This window comes from Paenibacillus sp. sgz302164 (assembly GCF_056120505.1).
Genome location: NZ_JBVYOL010000009.1, coordinates 1 through 16,382, shown reverse-complemented (window position 1 = coordinate 16,382; position 16,382 = coordinate 1). Strand labels below are relative to the sequence as shown.

Below are 16,382 nucleotides of genomic sequence, written 5' to 3'. Positions count from 1 at the left end.
GATTATCCTCTTGCAGCAACGACTTTGTTATAGTGTTCCAAATAAACAAGCAGAATGGAAATATCCGCAGGTGTAACTCCGGAAATACGCGATGCCTGACCAATCGATACCGGACGTATTTTCGCCAGCTTTTGCTTCGCTTCCGTAGCGATGCCATGAATTTCACTGTATTCGATGTCGTCCGGGATTTTCTTCTTCTCCATTTTGCGCAGACGATCTACTTGGGCCAACTGCTTCTCGATGTAGCCTGCGTATTTCACCTGGATTTCCACTTGCTCCTTCATTTCATCCGAAAGTTCTAGCGGCGACGGCGACATCTGCTCAATGTGACGGTACTCCACTTCAGGCCGGCGAAGCAAGGAAATCACGTCAACCGCGTTATTCAAAACTACGCTGTTCAGGCTTTCCAAAATCGCTTGAACATGGGATTCGGGCCTTACCTTCGACGTTTTCAAACGCCCGATTTCTTGCTCCACCAAGTCTTTTTTATGCAAAAAGGCTGTGTAGCGTTCGTCCGAGATCAGCCCGATCTCATGGCCGATTGGAGTCAGACGCAAGTCAGCATTGTCATGGCGAAGCAGCAGACGGTATTCAGCCCGGGAAGTCAGCAGACGGTAAGGCTCGCTTGTTCCTTTCGTCACCAAATCATCGATCAATACGCCGATGTAACCTTCCGAACGGTCGAGAATAACGGCATCCTTCTCCTGCACTTTACGCGCTGCGTTAATGCCAGCCATGATTCCCTGGCCCGCCGCCTCTTCATATCCGGAAGTCCCGTTAATTTGACCTGCCGTAAACAAACCGCTCACAAGCTTCGTTTCCAAAGACGGCTTCAGTTGTGTAGGAACTACCGCATCATACTCGATCGCGTAGCCCGTTCTCATCATTTCGACTTTCTCAAGCCCGGGGATCGAGCGCAGAATGCCAAGCTGAACATCCTCCGGCATGCTGGTAGAAAGGCCTTGCACATAATACTCGGATGTATTTCTGCCTTCCGGCTCCAAGAAAATTTGATGCTTCGGCTTATCGCTAAAGCGAACTATTTTATCCTCAATCGAAGGGCAATAGCGCGGGCCGGTTCCTTCGATCGCACCGGAGAACATTGGCGCGCGGTGAAGGTTATCGTTAATGATTTTATGAGTGTCTTCCGAAGTATACGTCAACCAGCAAGGAATCTGCTCACCTGCCCCCTCCTTCGTTTCATAGGAGAAAAATTTCGGCTCCGCGTCGCCCGGCTGAATTTCGGTTTTATCAAAATCGATGGAATCTTTGTGAACGCGCGGCGGAGTTCCCGTTTTGAAGCGCACCAAGTCAAAGCCCAGCTCGCGCAGCGACTCGGACAGTTTTACAGAAGGCTGCTGGTTGTTAGGGCCGCTCTCATACATCAACTCCCCAATGATCACTTTCCCCCGCAGATAAGTTCCGGTTGTAAGAACTACCGCCTTGGCGTAATATTCCGCGCCGGTTTTTGTAATAACCCCTTTGCACACGCCGTCTTCAACGATAAGTTCTTCGGCCATACCTTGACGCAGCGTCAAGTTGTCCGTCGCCTCGATCGTTTCTTTCATCTTATGCTGGTACAAAAACTTATCGGCTTGAGCGCGGAGCGCATGAACAGCCGGTCCTTTGCCCGTATTCAACATTCTCATTTGAATGTAGGTTTTATCGATGTTTCTGCCCATTTCTCCGCCGAGCGCATCAATCTCCCGAACAACGTGGCCCTTTGCAGGACCACCAATGGATGGGTTGCAGGGCATAAAAGCAACCATATCCAAATTAATCGTAAGCAGCAGCGTATTGCAGCCCATTCGAGCGGAAGCAAGCGCGGCTTCGCAGCCGGCGTGTCCGGCTCCGATCACAATAACTTCATAATCACCAGCATGATATCCCATGGGGTTATGTCCCTCCCTCTTTTGTGAAAACGAATTATGAAAATAGCCTGATTTTATTATTTTCCCAAACAAAACTGCGTAAAAATCTGATCGATCAAAGATTCCCCGACCGAATCGCCGATAATTTCGCCTAACTGTTCCCAAGACGCGCGAATATCGATTTGAATCATATCGATCGGCACGTACTGCTCGTTAGCGTCAAGCGCATCCTGCAAGGAACTTTTCGCCTGTTTCAACAGCGCAATATGCCGAATGTTGCTGACATATGTCAAATCGCCTGCTTCCAGCTTCCCTTCAAAGAAAATGGCGGCAATCGCTTTTTCCAAGTCTTCGATTCCCCGGTTCTCGAACAGCGAAAGCTCCACCACTCGTTCTGCCGGGAAATAGGCATAAACCTGATCCAAGTCAATCTTTCTCGGCAGATCGATTTTATTCAAAATGACAATCGTCTGTTTTTCCGCCAGTTGTTTCATAAGCGCCAGCTCATCCACCTGCAAATCTTCGCTGCTGTTCAGCACCAGCAAAATAAGATCCGCCTCTGCGAGCGCGGTCTTGGAACGCTCCACCCCGATTTGCTCCACAATATCGGTAGTTTCGCGGATCCCCGCCGTATCCAGAAGCTTCAGCGGAATACCGCCCACATTCACAAATTCCTCGATCACATCTCTCGTCGTACCCGGAATGTCCGTAACGATCGCCCGGTTCTCCTGAGCCAGCTCGTTAAGCAGCGACGATTTTCCAACATTCGGCCTACCGACAATAGCTGTTTCAATACCCTCACGCAGAATTTTGCCCTGCTGTGCGGTATGAAGCAGCTTCTCAATCTCGCTCATGACCAGCGTACATTTAGTTTTGATAAAAGCATTCGTCATTTCCTCGACGTCATGCTCCGGATAGTCGATGTTTACTTCTACATGCGCCATCAGTTCAACAAGCTGGTGCCGCAGCAGCTTAATTTGCTTGGACAAATTGCCTTCCACTTGCTTCAAAGCAACTTTGAACGCCCGGTCCGACTTGGCGCGAATCAAATCGATCACTGCTTCCGCCTGCGTTAAATCTATACGACCGTTCAGAAAAGCGCGCTTCGTGAACTCTCCCGGCTCGGCAAGCCGTATTCCTTGCTGCAGCAGCAAGTCGAGCACTTTTTTCACGGCGACAATTCCGCCATGACAGTTAACCTCGACCACATCTTCCATCGTAAACGACCTGGGAGCTCTCATAAGCGTAACGAGAACTTCCTCCAATTTCTCCGCTGTGCCCGGCTCTACGATATGACCGTAATGAACCGTATGGGTTTGCGCTTCCGACAATTTCGTCTTCGAACGAAAGACCTTTTCCACGAACGGGACAGCATCTTCGCCGCTTACGCGAATCACCGAAATACCGCCTTCCCCAAGCGGAGTAGAAATAGCGGCAATCGTATCTTTCAACATCATCATACACCTCGGAAGAATTCCTCTTAATTAAAGAAAAAGCAATGACATGAACCAAGTCATTGCAATGATCGTTATTTTAGGGCGATAACCACTCTTCGGTTCGGTTCTTCGCCTTTACTGTAAGTTTTCACGGACGGATGATCTTGAAGTTCGGAATGAATAATTTTGCGTTCCTGCGCATTCATCGGCTCCAGTATGACTTCTTTCTTCGATTTCAACACGCGGCCAGCCAGTCTGACCGCCAGATCTTCCAGCGTCTTCTTCCGTCTCTCGCGGAAATTTTCCGCATCCAGAACAATCCGAATGTGCGAAGTCGAATAGCGATTCGCCACAATATTAATCAAATATTGCAGCGCGTCCAAAGTTTGCCCTCTTTTACCGATCAATATACCTAATTCAGGTCCGCTCATATTCAAGATGGTGCCTTCTCGATCTTTTTGCTGATCTATGGTGATGGAAATTTGCATCGTCTTGAAAATATCCTGTAAAAAAAGGGTCGCTTCTTCAAGCGCATCCGGGATCAATTCCAGCTCGACTTTACCTTCTTTCGAACCAATGAAACCGAACAGCCCTTTTGAGGGCTGCTCCAAAACATGAATATTCACACGATCTTCAGATACATTCCATTGACGGAGTCCGGCTTTCACCGCATCTTCGATGGTTTTTCCAGTCACCACGATTTTTTTCATTTGGACAGGCCACCCTTATTTTTTTGAGATCCAGGAGAACCGTAAATAAAGTAAGACTGAACAATCGTGAAGATGTTGCCGTATATCCAGTAAAGCGGCAGCGCAGCCGCAAAGTTCATCGACATGACGAAAATCATGACCGGGAAAATAAACAGCAAGCTTTTCATCTGCTGGTTCATTTGCGAGGACATAAATTTTTGCTGCACGAACGTAGTTGCCGCGGCAATTAACGGAAGTATATACAGATGATCCGGCGAACCCAAATTCAACCATAAGAAGGTATGTTCACGGATATGGTCATTTCTCATAATCGCTTGATACAGCGCTATCAGAATCGGCATTTGCACAATGATCGGGAAGCATCCGGCCAAAGGATTCACGCCATTTTGCTGGAACAGCTTCATGGTTTCTTCCTGCTGCTTTTTCGCGTCGTCCTTGTACTTTTCCTTCAGCTTTTTCATCTCAGGCTGCAAATCTTGCATCCGCTTGGAGCTTTTATATTGCTTAAGCGTCAACGGCAAAATAATAAGTCGGATAATAATCGTTACAACCAGGATGGACAGACCGTATTGACCCCATAAATGATCGGCGAACCAGTCAAGCGTTTCAGATAAAGGATATACGAAATACTTGGTAAAGAATCCGGCTGTAGCAGGATCGATCGGTGCTGTAGCAGCAGTATGTGGCGCGCAACCGGCAAGCAAAACGAGCATAGCTGCCATTGCGGCAAGCAAATAGATTCGACGAGTCAAAATGAGATCCTCCTATATATCTTTTCCAAGTTAAACTATACCACAACTTTCATCCGCAAGGAAATAAAACACTACTTTTTTACAGGCTCATTTCTTTTATTGGAAAAAGCTTTGCGGATTACGTGCGCGATACTCTTCTCCATCTCGTGATAATCCATCTCCGCCGCAGGCTTCCGGGCAATCAAAACATAGTCGTAATGAGGCACCATGCTCTCTTTTCTCAATCTTACGATTTCCTTGATCATTCTGCGCAAACGGTTGCGGACGACCGCATTGCCCACTTTTTTGCTGACCGATACGCCAAGGCGAAACTCCTCCAGCTTCGGCTGCGCCAAATAATATAGAACAAACTGATGGTTAGCCATCGACTTCCCGTAGCGGTACACTTTGCCGAAGTCTTCTCTTTTGGCCAATCTATATTTTTTTTCCACAAATAAGTACACTCCAGACAGGTAGCATCCAAGTTTATGCATCTGCAAATCACTATTCATATAGCCTTAACGAAAAAAAGCAAATTAAAACAGTTCGTTTTTTGCAAGCATAAAAAAAAGCCCCTTTCGGAGCCTCTCTTTACGCGCTAAGAACTTTTCTTCCTTTTAGACGACGAGCGCTCAGCACTTTACGGCCGTTCTTCGTGCTCATTCTTTTACGGAAGCCATGGTTTTTCTTGCGCTTTCTCGTATTAGGGTTAAACGTTGGACCCATCTATAGCACCTCCTTGATGAGGATATCCCATCCTACAAAATTTCTCTAACCATTAAACCATTTTCAGCAGGAAAAGTCAACTGGGAGTCTGTCCGACGGAGCTACTTTTGTGCATACCCACTGAACATGACTGTATATGCCGCTCAGGCTGCATAAATACCGTCATATATACCTTCTACGTGGTTCATCGGACAGACTCCTGGCACAGCGGGCTCCCGCCGGACTTCCCGTTTCCGAAAATTTTTCGCCAAAGTACAACCTGTGCATAATTTGCCGGGCGGAAAAAGCAAAGCTTGTCGAAAATTAACAAGGTATCAACAATATCTTGTGTTGTGAACAAAAGCTATGCACAACTTCTTGAAATTGTGGATAATATCAAACAATCCGTTGATTAACAGGTCATCTTTTGATAAGATAGTTATGTTTCTGTTGTGGATATACTCCAGTTACCCTCCGATTTATCAACAACCTGTGGATAAAATTGTGAACAATTTTCCCTCTTAAAGAATAAGTCATTTTAACCGATTCTTAGTACTGTGGATAAAACGACAAATCCTATCCTTTTCTGACACCATTTCCTCTTGCTGGCCTTATGCCACGTTTGAATTTAGAAGGAGTGAATTACTGTGGAAGGCCATACTAACGATTTATGGCAGCAAGTTTTGTCTATTATACAAACAAAACTGAGTAAACCAAGTTTCGACACTTGGCTGAAATCAACCAAAGCAACCGTGTTCAATGACGCTTCGGTTGTTGTTTGCGCGCCCAACAATTTTGCCAGAGAGTGGTTGGAAAGCCGCTACACCAAGCTGATTGAGGGGACCATCTACGATTTCACCGGCAAGCGCGTTGAAGTCAAGTTCGTCATCGAAACCGATGAGCAAAAAGCGCAGCCCGCAGCGGCCGCCACTGTCATACCTCCCAAGGGCCCGGCGATCACTTCGCAGGAAGAAACTTTTACGAATATGATGAACGCCAGATATACGTTCGATACGTTCGTCATCGGATCCGGGAACCGTTTCGCCCATGCGGCGTCGCTCGCTGTAGCCGAAGCGCCGGCCAAAGCTTACAATCCCCTCTTTTTATACGGGGGAGTCGGACTTGGCAAGACGCATTTGATGCATGCGATCGGCCACTATGTATTGGAGCATAATCCGAAGGCGCGCGTGCTTTATATTTCATCAGAGAAGTTCACGAACGAATTCATCAATACGGTCATTCTTCACAACCGCGGGGAAGATTTCCGCAATAAATACAGATCTATCGACGTGCTGCTCATTGACGATATTCAATTCCTCGCCGGCAAAGAAGGAACGCAGGAGGAATTTTTCCATACATTCAACGCCCTTCACGAAGAAGGCAAACAAATTATTATTTCCAGCGACCGTCCGCCCAAGGAAATTCCTACGCTGGAGGACCGGCTGCGCTCGCGCTTCGAATGGGGGCTGATCACCGACATTCAGCCGCCGGATCTGGAGACGCGGATCGCTATTTTGCGCAAAAAAGCGAAAGCCGAAAATCTCGAAATTCCCAACGAGGCCATGAATTACATAGCCAACCAGATCGATACGAACATTCGCGAGCTTGAAGGCGCATTGATTCGGGTAGTTGCCTATTCGTCTTTGATCAATCAGGATATCAGCGTTCATTTGGCGGCCGAAGCGTTGAAGGATATTATTCCGTCCAGCCGGCCTAAGGTCATCACGATTCAGGACATTCAGCAGCGGGTCGGCGAATTTTACGGATTAAAGCTGGAGGATTTCAAAGCGCGGAAGCGGACCAAGGCCGTTGCCTTCCCGCGGCAGGTCGCCATGTACTTGGCCAGGGAGCTGACGGACTTCTCTTTGCCGAAAATCGGCGAAAATTTCGGCGGCCGCGACCATACGACAGTCATCCACGCGCACGAGAAAATAACCGAATCGCTGAAAGCCGATCAGGAATTATATAAAATCATTCACAATTTGACCGAGAAGATTAAAAATCCGTCTTCCTAACAAGTTTTCCGAAATCATAAACAATAGCCTTAAGCCTATGCACAATCTATTCACATGTGGATAGGCTTGATTTTTGAACGATTGATCCACATATCCACATACTCAGGCGCCCTACTGCTATTACTAAAAATATTTAAAAAATGTTATTATGTATAAATATGCTTCGCATCGAAAAAAAGAACCGCAGGAGTGAACTTATGAAATTAACGATACTCAAAGATCAATTGATCGAATCCATTGGTCACGTTTCCAAGGCGATTTCAAGCAGAACGACCATTCCGATCCTTACGGGAATCAAAATAGATGCCAATTCAAGCGGAGTCACCTTAACCGCAAGCGATACCGACATTTCGATTCAAAGCTTTACCCCTACCGAGAACGGCACGATGAAAATTATCGAGCTGTTCCGATCGGGGAGCGTTGTGCTGCCGGCCAAATTTTTCGTGGAAATTATTCGCAAGCTGCCTTCGCAAATTATAGAAATCGAAGTCGGCCACCATTTCCAAACGACAATCCGCTCCGGCTCTTCCGAAATTCAGATAATGGGACTGGATCCTGAAGAGTATCCGCTGCTGCCGCAAATCGAAGAAAACAAAATGATCCGCCTGCCAAGCGATCTGTTGAAAACGATGATCAAGCAAACTTCTTTTGCCGTATCCACCAACGAGTCGACGCCGATTCTTACAGGCGTATTGTGGAGCATTACCGGCGACAAGCTGAAGTTTATTGCCTGCGACCGCCATCGATTGGCCAGCAGAGAAGTAACGATCGACAATGAAACGGCGCAAAACCTTCAAAATATTGTTATTTCCGGAAGAACGTTGGTTGAATTAAGCAAAATTTTGCCTGATCAAAACTCTCTTATCGATATTGTTATTTCGGACAATCAGGTTTTATTCAAAATTCATTCGATTCTTTTTTATTCCCGTATTTTGGACGGTACTTATCCTGATACTTCCAAGCTCATTCCCCAGTCTTTTCAAACGGAAATGGTCGTTCCGACCAAAGGGCTTGCGGAAGCGATCGACCGCGCCTACCTGCTTTCCAGAGAAGACAAATCGAATATTGTGAAAATGATCATGCGCGAGGACGAAACGATCGAAATTTCATCGACTTCCTCCGAGCTGGGCAAAGTTACCGAGCAAATTAATTTGCAGCGGATTACCGGAGAGCTGCTGCGCATCTCGTTTAACTCCAAATACATGCTGGACGCGCTGAAAGTGCTCGACTCGGAGTTTATCCACATCGGATTTACCGGCGCTATGCAGCCAATTATCATCAAGCCGGAAGACGGATCGAATATTCTTCAACTGATTCTGCCTTACCGTACTACCAACTAAAGGAGATGCAGGATGAAACAAATCGGGATTCGCACCGAGTACATCACGCTCGGGCAATTTTTAAAGCTGGCCGACTGCATATCCACAGGTGGACAAGCCAAATTTTTTGTGCAGGAGACGAAAATCGAAGTGAACGGGCAGGCTGAAAACCGCAGAGGACGCAAGCTGGTACCGCATGATACGGTGTTTGTAGAGGGCTTCGGACAATTTGAAGTGGTAAGCTCCTGACAGCGCCGAGCACCCAGGAGGATGTGCCATGTTTTTAACCAAGCTGCATGTGAGTCACTACCGGAATTACGAACAGGTCGAACTGACGACCGACAGCAACGTCAATATCTTTGTCGGCCCCAACGCACAGGGTAAAACGAATCTGCTTGAATCGATCTATGTCCTTGCGATGACCAAATCGCACCGCACCCATCAGGACAAAGAACTGATCGGCTGGAATCAGGATCATACCCATTTGCACGCCGAGATCACCAAGCGCTACGGGAATTGCACGCTGGATCTCGCGATTTCGGGCAAAGGTAAAAAAGCGAGGATCAACGGGCTCGAACAAAAAAAGTTGAGCAATTTTATCGGAGCCCTGAATGTCGTCATGTTCGCCCCGGAAGATCTGGAAATCGTCAAGGGGACGCCCGGCGTCAGAAGGCGCTTTTTGGATATGGAGATCGGCCAGGTTCAGCCCTCCTATTTGTACGATTTGTCGCAATATCAAAAAATACTGCTGCAGCGGAACAATTATTTAAAGCAAACAGGCCCTTCCAAAGGCGCCCCCGATGCCATGCTGGACGTCTGGAACGAACAATTAGCGCAGTATGGTGTTAAAATTATGAAAAAGCGTCAAAACTTTATTAAGAAGCTGCAGCAATGGGCGGAAACGATTCACAGGGGAATTACCGACAACAATGAGGAGCTGCGAATTCGCTATTCCCCATCGTTCGAAATGCACGAGTTTGAAGATGAAACTGTTTTATTAGAACAATTTATGATAAAGTTAACACAGGTCAAAGAACAGGAATTCCGCAGAGGCGTAACCCTTGTCGGTCCTCATCGCGACGATCTTCTTTTCTTCATCAACGGCAAAGAAGCGCAGACATACGGTTCCCAGGGGCAGCAGCGGACGACGGCGCTATCGCTTAAACTGGCTGAGATTGAGCTCATTCACGAGGAAGTAGGCGAATATCCGCTGCTGCTGCTCGACGATGTGCTCTCCGAGCTGGATGAATACAGGCAAACCCAATTGATCCGGACGTTTCAACAAAAAGTGCAAACCTTTATTACGACGACAGGTCTGGATAGCGTTCATATGGATAAGCTGGACCATGCTTCCGTGTTCCATGTTTTGAAAGGAAATGTAAGCGGCAGGAGCTGATAAGTTTGTTTATTCATCTGGGTGGCGAGAAGATTATTAGAGCTTCCGAACTGATAGCTATTTTTGACATCTCAATCGAGAAGTCTTCCAAAATATCGAAGCAGTTTATTCAGCAGGCGAGCAAAAATAAACACATAGAGCACATCGGCGAGGAAGAATGCAAATCGCTCGTCGTTACGAAGAACAAAGTTTATTATTCTCCCATTTCATCCACCACTCTTAAGAAACGAGCTCATCAGTTGTTAACGAACTAACCGGTTTTGACTATAAAAAAGCAGGTGAAGCATAACATGTCTGTGAATCAAAATACGTATGATGAAAATCAGATTCAGGTACTGGAAGGCTTAGAGGCGGTTCGCAAACGGCCTGGTATGTATATCGGGTCAACCAGCTCCCGCGGTCTTCATCATCTCGTGTGGGAGGTTGTCGATAACAGTATCGACGAGGCTTTGGCCGGATTTTGTACGAAGATCGACGTCATCGTTCACAAAAACAACAGCATCACCGTTATCGATAACGGGCGGGGAATTCCGGTCGGCGAGAATGCCAAGCTGAAAAGACCGACGCTTGAAGTCGTGCTCACCGTTCTTCACGCCGGCGGTAAATTCGGCGGGGAGGATTCGGGATATAAAGTGTCAGGCGGTCTGCACGGAGTAGGTATCTCTGTCGTCAATGCGCTGTCCGAATCACTGATCGTCCAGGTTAAGCTTAAAGGTAAAATTCACCAGCAGGAGTACCGCCGCGGCACGCCGCAATACGATGTTAAAATCGTCGGCGAAACGGAAGAAACCGGAACTACGGTTACGTTTCAGCCGGACCCGGAAATTTTCAAGGAAACGACCGAATACGATTACGACATTCTCCAATCGAGAATTCGCGAGCTTGCATTTTTGAACAAAGGGATCGAAATCAACCTTCTGGATGAGCGTACGGACACAACCAACACTTTCATGTACGAGGGCGGCATTATCTCCTTTGTCGAGTATTTGAACCGCAACCGCGAGGCCGTCAACCAGACGCCGATCTATGTCGAAGGGGCGAAGGATAATATTTCGATCGAGATCGCGCTGCAGTATAACGACAGCTATACGGAGAATATTTACTCGTTTGCGAATAATATCAACACGCACGAAGGCGGAACTCACGAATCCGGCTTTAAAAGCGCGTTAACCCGGATTTTGAATGAGTATGCGCGCAAGAGCAACTCCATCAAAGAGAGCGATTCCAATCTTTCCGGCGACGATGTGCGCGAAGGTTTGGCAGCGATCATCTCCGTGAAAATTCCGGAGCCGCAATTCGAAGGACAGACGAAGACCAAGCTCGGAAACAGCGAGGTTCGCGGTATTGTCGAGTCTTTGTTTGCCGAGAAATTGCAGGAATTTATGGATGAGAACCCTGCCGTCGCCAAAAAAATTGTGGAAAAAGGCATCCAGGCGGCCAGAGCCCGGGAAGCCGCGCGTAAAGCCAGAGAGCTTACACGCCGTAAAAGCGCCCTGGAAGTCAGTTCGCTCCCGGGTAAACTCGCCGACTGCTCATCCAAGGATGCTTCCATCAGCGAAATTTACATCGTGGAAGGCGACTCCGCGGGAGGTTCGGCTAAGCAAGGGCGGGACCGCCACTTCCAGGCTATTCTTCCGCTGCGCGGAAAAATTTTGAACGTGGAAAAAGCGCGGTTGGACCGCATTTTGTCCAATACCGAAATTCGCGCGATGATTACGGCATTCGGGACGGGCATCAGCGATGATTTTGAAATTACGAAAGCCCGTTACCACAAAATCATTATTATGACCGATGCCGATGTCGACGGCGCTCACATTCGGACACTGCTCCTTACCTTCTTTTACAGATACATGAAAAAATTGATCGAATACGGCTATGTTTACATTGCCCAACCACCGCTTTACAAGCTGGAACGCAACAAGACGGTGCGGTATGCCTATAACGACAAGCAGCGTGAAGCCATTATGCAGGAATTCGGCGACAGCGTGAAAGTGAACGTACAGCGTTACAAAGGTTTGGGCGAAATGAATCCGGAGCAGCTGTGGGAAACGACTATGGACCCGGAAAGCCGCACGCTGCTGCAGGTGACGATCGACGACGCGATTGAGGCGGATGCGATTTTCGATGCGCTGATGGGCGACAACGTAGAGCCGCGAAGAGATTTTATCGAAGAGCATGCGAAATACGTAAAAAACTTGGATTTCTAATTTTCGACGTCTTAGGCGTTGCATATGATGTAAGCTTTCAGGAGGAACATTCATGAGCGAAGAATTACATTCGCAAGTCAAAGAAATCGATATCGGTACGGAAATGCGCACATCCTTCCTGGATTATGCGATGAGCATTATTGTCAGCCGCGCGCTGCCGGACGTCAGGGACGGTTTGAAGCCGGTTCATCGCCGTATCCTGTTTGCGATGTCCGAGCTGGGGATGTCCCCCGACAAGCCTTATAAAAAATCGGCCAGAATCGTCGGCGAAGTCATCGGTAAATATCATCCTCACGGGGATTCGGCTGTGTACGAGACGATGGTGCGGATGGCCCAGGATTTCTCCCTTCGCTACATGCTGGTAGACGGCCACGGCAACTTCGGTTCCATTGACGGAGACTTTGCCGCGGCGATGCGTTATACGGAGGCGCGTCTATCCAAAATCGCGATGGAACTGCTCCGCGACATCAACAAAGAGACGATCGACTTTGTGCCTAACTATGACGGCGAGGAGAGCGAGCCTGCGGTTCTGCCTTCCCGTTTTCCAAATTTGCTCGTTAACGGAAGCTCGGGTATTGCCGTCGGTATGGCTACGAACATACCGCCGCACAACCTGCGCGAGGTTATCGAAGGCATTCAGATGATGATCGACAATCCAAGCGTCAGCCCGCTTGAGCTGATGTCGGCAATCAAAGGGCCGGACTTCCCTACGGGCGGATATATTCTTGGCCGCGAAGGCATCAGGCAAGCGTACTCCACAGGCCGCGGCTCTGTAACTATGCGCGCCAAAACGCTGATCGAGGAGAACAACAACAAGGCCAGAATTATCGTGAACGAGCTGCCGTATCAGGTGAACAAAGCCAGATTGATTGAAAAAATCGCCGAGCTCGTCCGCGAGAAAAAAATCGACGGCATTACCGATTTGCGCGACGAATCCGATCGCAACGGGATGCGGATTGTCATCGAACTCCGGCGTGACGTGAATCCAAGCGTTGTGCTTAACAATTTGTTTAAGCAGACGGCGATGCAGTCCAACTTCGGTATTATTATGCTGGCGTTGGTGGATGGTCAGCCTCGCGTTCTGAATTTGCGCGAGATGCTTCACTACTACCTCAAACATCAGCAGGAAGTGATTCGCCGCAGAACCGAGTATGATTTGAGAAAAGCGGAAGCGCGCGCTCATATTCTCGAAGGTTTGCGGATTGCGCTTGACCATCTGGATCAGGTTATCGCGTTGATTCGCGCGTCTCAGACGGCGGAAGAAGCAAGAGAAGGCCTGATCAACACGTTCAATCTGAGCTACGAACAGGCTCAAGCCATTCTCGATATGCGCTTGCAGCGCTTGACCGGCTTGGAGCGTGAGAAGATCGAAGCGGAGTACGCCGAGCTCATGAAGAAGATCGCCGAGTACAAGGCTATTCTTGCAGATGAGCAGCTTATTCTTGCGATCATTAGCGAAGAATTGAATGAAATCAAAGATAAATATGCGGACGATCGTCGTTCTGAAATTACAATCGGCGAGGAAAGCATCGAAGATGAAGACCTCATCCCCCGTGAAGATGTCGTCATTACGATTACGCATACCGGCTACATCAAGCGTCTGCCTGTATCTACCTACCGCAGCCAGAAGCGCGGGGGCCGCGGAGTCGTCGGCATGGATACCAAAGACGATGATTTTGTAGAACATTTGTTCGTGACAAATACACACCACTACCTCATGTTCTTCACGGACAAAGGCAAAGTGTATCGTTTAAAAGCATACGAGATCCCGGATCTCAGCAGAACTGCGCGGGGAACGCCGATCATCAACTTGATTCAAATCGAGCAAGGCGAAACGATCAACGCCGTAATCCCGGTTGAAGGCTTTGAGACGGATCAATACATCTTCTTTGCAACCAAGCAAGGTATTGTGAAGAAAACGCCGATAAACGACTACTCCAATATTCGCAAAGGCGGCCTAATCGCCATCAACCTGCGCGAAGACGACGATTTGATTGGCGTGAAATTGACTGACGGCAATCAGGGCATCATAATGGGGACCAAACTCGGCATGTCCATTCACTTCCCTGAGCAGGACGTTCGTTCGATGGGCAGATCCGCTACGGGCGTGAAAGGCATTCACTTGGATGAAGACGATGCCGTTATTGATATGGACGTCGTCCATGAGAATAACAGCGTCTTAATCGTAACTTCCAAAGGGTTCGGCAAGCGAACGCCTGTTGCCGAATACCGAATTCAGACACGCGGCGGAAAAGGAATCAAAACCTTGAACGTAACGGAGAAAAACGGCCCTGTGGTTGGGCTCAAAGTCGTTCAGGACGATGAAGACCTCATGATCATTACCGCGTCCGGCACCGTAATCCGGACAAGTATGTCCGGCATTTCAATCATGGGCCGCTACACGCAGGGCGTCCGTTTGATCAACATTCGCGAGGACGATGAGGTCGGAACGCTTGCCCGCGTTCAAAAAAATGAGGAACAAAACGATGAAGACGAAGAAGATAACAACGATTCGTCGGAAACTCAACAATAATTTTATTGGGATGGGGGCTTACAAACCCATCCCTTTTACTTTACAATATCAAGTAGATCAACTTTAGTAAGGTGAGTGAATATTGTGCCGACAGTAGCCGTTACTCAATTAAAAGATGGAGAAAAACTTGGCGATAACGTTGTAACGAAGCTGGGCAACACCCTTTTTTACAAAGGTAAGGTGCTTACGGAGAAAGACATAGAGATTTTAAAAGCGTTCCTTATACAATCGGTGTGGATCGAGCCTCAGGCGGGCGCCGAGCCAGAGCCGGTTGCGGAAGAGGGTAAACCGGTTGAAAGTTCAACCGCCCATCCTTTTTTTATCGAATATCGAAATATGTTAGCTTTGCTGCGGCGCGTATTTCATCTTGTCAGCGGGGGGCAGACGATTCCCATTCTTGATATCCGCACAAGGCTGGAAGCTCTGATTCAACATATCGATGCCTATAAGGTGCTGACTTTTGCGCCCAAAACCCCCAACCTTCAGGACTACTTGTACCATAAAAGCATTATGGTCAGCTTAACCTCGTACTCATTAGCCAAATGGCACGGCTTACCTCAAAAAGAATTGATGCAAGTCGCCCTTGCCGGACTTTTGCACGATATCGGCAACGCGAAAATCGATTATTCCATTTTAGAAAAAAGACAAGCCTTGAGCCGTTCCGAAATGGACGAAATCAAGCAGCATACGCTGATCGGCTATAATGTGCTCAAAAATATGACGGCCATCAACGAGGGCGTAAAGCTTAGCGCACTTCAGCACCACGAACGTGAAGACGGGTCAGGCTACCCCTTAGGCGTCAAAGGCGACAAAATTCACATCTATGCCAAAATAGTCGCTATCGCAGACATTTTTCACGCTATGACAAACGATCGCTTCTACAAAATCGCCTTGTCTCCCTATTTGGTTTTGGAGCAGCTGTTTACTGAATCGTTCGGCAAAGTAGATCCGACGCTTGTTCAAGTGTTCATCAATAAGTCCACTCAAATTAGCAACGGAACGCTTGTAAAGCTCAGTGACAATCGTGTGGGCGAAATCGTGTTTTCCGATCGTGCCCATCCGACCCGGCCATGGGTGAACATCAATGGCACCATCGTCAACCTGGCTACGGAAAGAAGTCTGTTTATTCAGGACGTACTCGGTGCAATATAAAATAATAGATGTGAGAGCCTTATCGCTGATAGGGCTTTTTTCAATTAGAAAACAATTTTTCAAAAAAAGCTTGCATTCGCAATCTATCTTTGATATATTACTCCTTGTCGCTTTTAAGACCGCGAGATTGCAAAAAAAGAATTTAAAAAAAGTACTTGCAATCAAGTAGGCGAATGTGATATATTGATTAGGTCGCCTTCGAAAGACGGCGATGCGAACGAAAGAAATTGTTCTTTGAAAACTGAACAACGAGTGAAGAAGCAAGGTTGAGCAATCAACCAAAACAAGAGATTGCAAAATCTCGTCA

General features: G+C 47.7%; 14 protein-coding genes. 8 read left to right on the top strand and 6 right to left on the bottom strand.

What is annotated here, in order from left to right:
* Positions 1-2 precede the first annotated feature (2 nt).
* The 6 genes from mnmG to rpmH all read right to left on the bottom strand — a co-directional run bounded on the left by mnmG (position 3) and on the right by rpmH (position 5,474).
* Entirely contained in the window at positions 3-1,892 is a 1,890-nt protein-coding gene (mnmG, locus tag AC0LWT_RS16130; protein WP_474682291.1) for a tRNA uridine-5-carboxymethylaminomethyl(34) synthesis enzyme MnmG, read from the bottom strand.
* Between the two features lie 56 nt (positions 1,893-1,948).
* Positions 1,949-3,325 (bottom strand): tRNA uridine-5-carboxymethylaminomethyl(34) synthesis GTPase MnmE, encoded by a 1,377-nt coding sequence (gene mnmE, locus AC0LWT_RS16125; RefSeq protein WP_474682547.1) that lies wholly within the window; start codon positions 3,323-3,325, stop codon positions 1,949-1,951.
* Between the two features lie 74 nt (positions 3,326-3,399).
* On the bottom strand, positions 3,400-4,017 hold the full coding sequence (gene jag / locus AC0LWT_RS16120) for an RNA-binding cell elongation regulator Jag/EloR (protein ID WP_474682290.1): 618 nt from the start codon (positions 4,015-4,017) through the stop codon (positions 3,400-3,402).
* A complete protein-coding gene (gene yidC / locus AC0LWT_RS16115) occupies positions 4,014-4,769 on the bottom strand; it encodes a membrane protein insertase YidC (protein WP_474682289.1) in 756 nt (251 codons plus the stop codon). The genes jag and yidC overlap by 4 nt, the downstream gene beginning before the upstream one ends.
* Before the next feature lie 71 nt (positions 4,770-4,840).
* Positions 4,841-5,200 carry a ribonuclease P protein component gene (rnpA, locus tag AC0LWT_RS16110; protein ID WP_474682288.1) on the bottom strand — a complete coding sequence of 120 codons (360 nt, stop codon included), beginning with the start codon at positions 5,198-5,200 and terminating at the stop codon, positions 4,841-4,843.
* A gap of 139 nt (positions 5,201-5,339) precedes the next feature.
* A complete protein-coding gene (gene rpmH / locus AC0LWT_RS16105) occupies positions 5,340-5,474 on the bottom strand; it encodes a 50S ribosomal protein L34 (protein WP_163947939.1) in 135 nt (44 codons plus the stop codon).
* 626 nt (positions 5,475-6,100) lie between these two features.
* Here rpmH and dnaA point away from each other — a divergent pair.
* From dnaA to AC0LWT_RS16065, 8 genes are all read left to right on the top strand, one after another.
* Complete coding sequence (gene dnaA, locus AC0LWT_RS16100; RefSeq protein WP_474682287.1) at positions 6,101-7,468, top strand: chromosomal replication initiator protein DnaA; 1,368 nt, start codon at positions 6,101-6,103, stop codon at positions 7,466-7,468.
* A gap of 197 nt (positions 7,469-7,665) precedes the next feature.
* Positions 7,666-8,808 (top strand): DNA polymerase III subunit beta, encoded by a 1,143-nt coding sequence (dnaN, locus tag AC0LWT_RS16095; protein WP_474682286.1) that lies wholly within the window; start codon positions 7,666-7,668, stop codon positions 8,806-8,808.
* Between the two features lie 12 nt (positions 8,809-8,820).
* Complete coding sequence (gene yaaA / locus AC0LWT_RS16090; RefSeq protein ID WP_474682285.1) at positions 8,821-9,036, top strand: S4 domain-containing protein YaaA; 216 nt, start codon at positions 8,821-8,823, stop codon at positions 9,034-9,036.
* 28 nt (positions 9,037-9,064) lie between these two features.
* Positions 9,065-10,183 carry a DNA replication/repair protein RecF gene (recF, locus tag AC0LWT_RS16085; RefSeq protein WP_474682284.1) on the top strand — a complete coding sequence of 373 codons (1,119 nt, stop codon included), beginning with the start codon at positions 9,065-9,067 and terminating at the stop codon, positions 10,181-10,183.
* 5 nt (positions 10,184-10,188) lie between these two features.
* On the top strand, positions 10,189-10,437 hold the full coding sequence (gene remB / locus AC0LWT_RS16080; RefSeq protein WP_474682283.1) for an extracellular matrix regulator RemB: 249 nt from the start codon (positions 10,189-10,191) through the stop codon (positions 10,435-10,437).
* 36 nt (positions 10,438-10,473) lie between these two features.
* On the top strand, positions 10,474-12,390 hold the full coding sequence (gene gyrB / locus AC0LWT_RS16075) for a DNA topoisomerase (ATP-hydrolyzing) subunit B (protein WP_474682282.1): 1,917 nt from the start codon (positions 10,474-10,476) through the stop codon (positions 12,388-12,390).
* A 52-nt stretch (positions 12,391-12,442) separates the two neighbouring features.
* Entirely contained in the window at positions 12,443-14,923 is a 2,481-nt protein-coding gene (gene gyrA / locus AC0LWT_RS16070) for a DNA gyrase subunit A (protein ID WP_474682281.1), read from the top strand.
* An 84-nt stretch (positions 14,924-15,007) separates the two neighbouring features.
* Positions 15,008-16,075, top strand: a complete 1,068-nt coding sequence (locus tag AC0LWT_RS16065) for an HD-GYP domain-containing protein (RefSeq protein ID WP_474682280.1) — start codon at positions 15,008-15,010, stop codon at positions 16,073-16,075.
* The last annotated feature ends 307 nt before the right edge of the window (positions 16,076-16,382 follow it).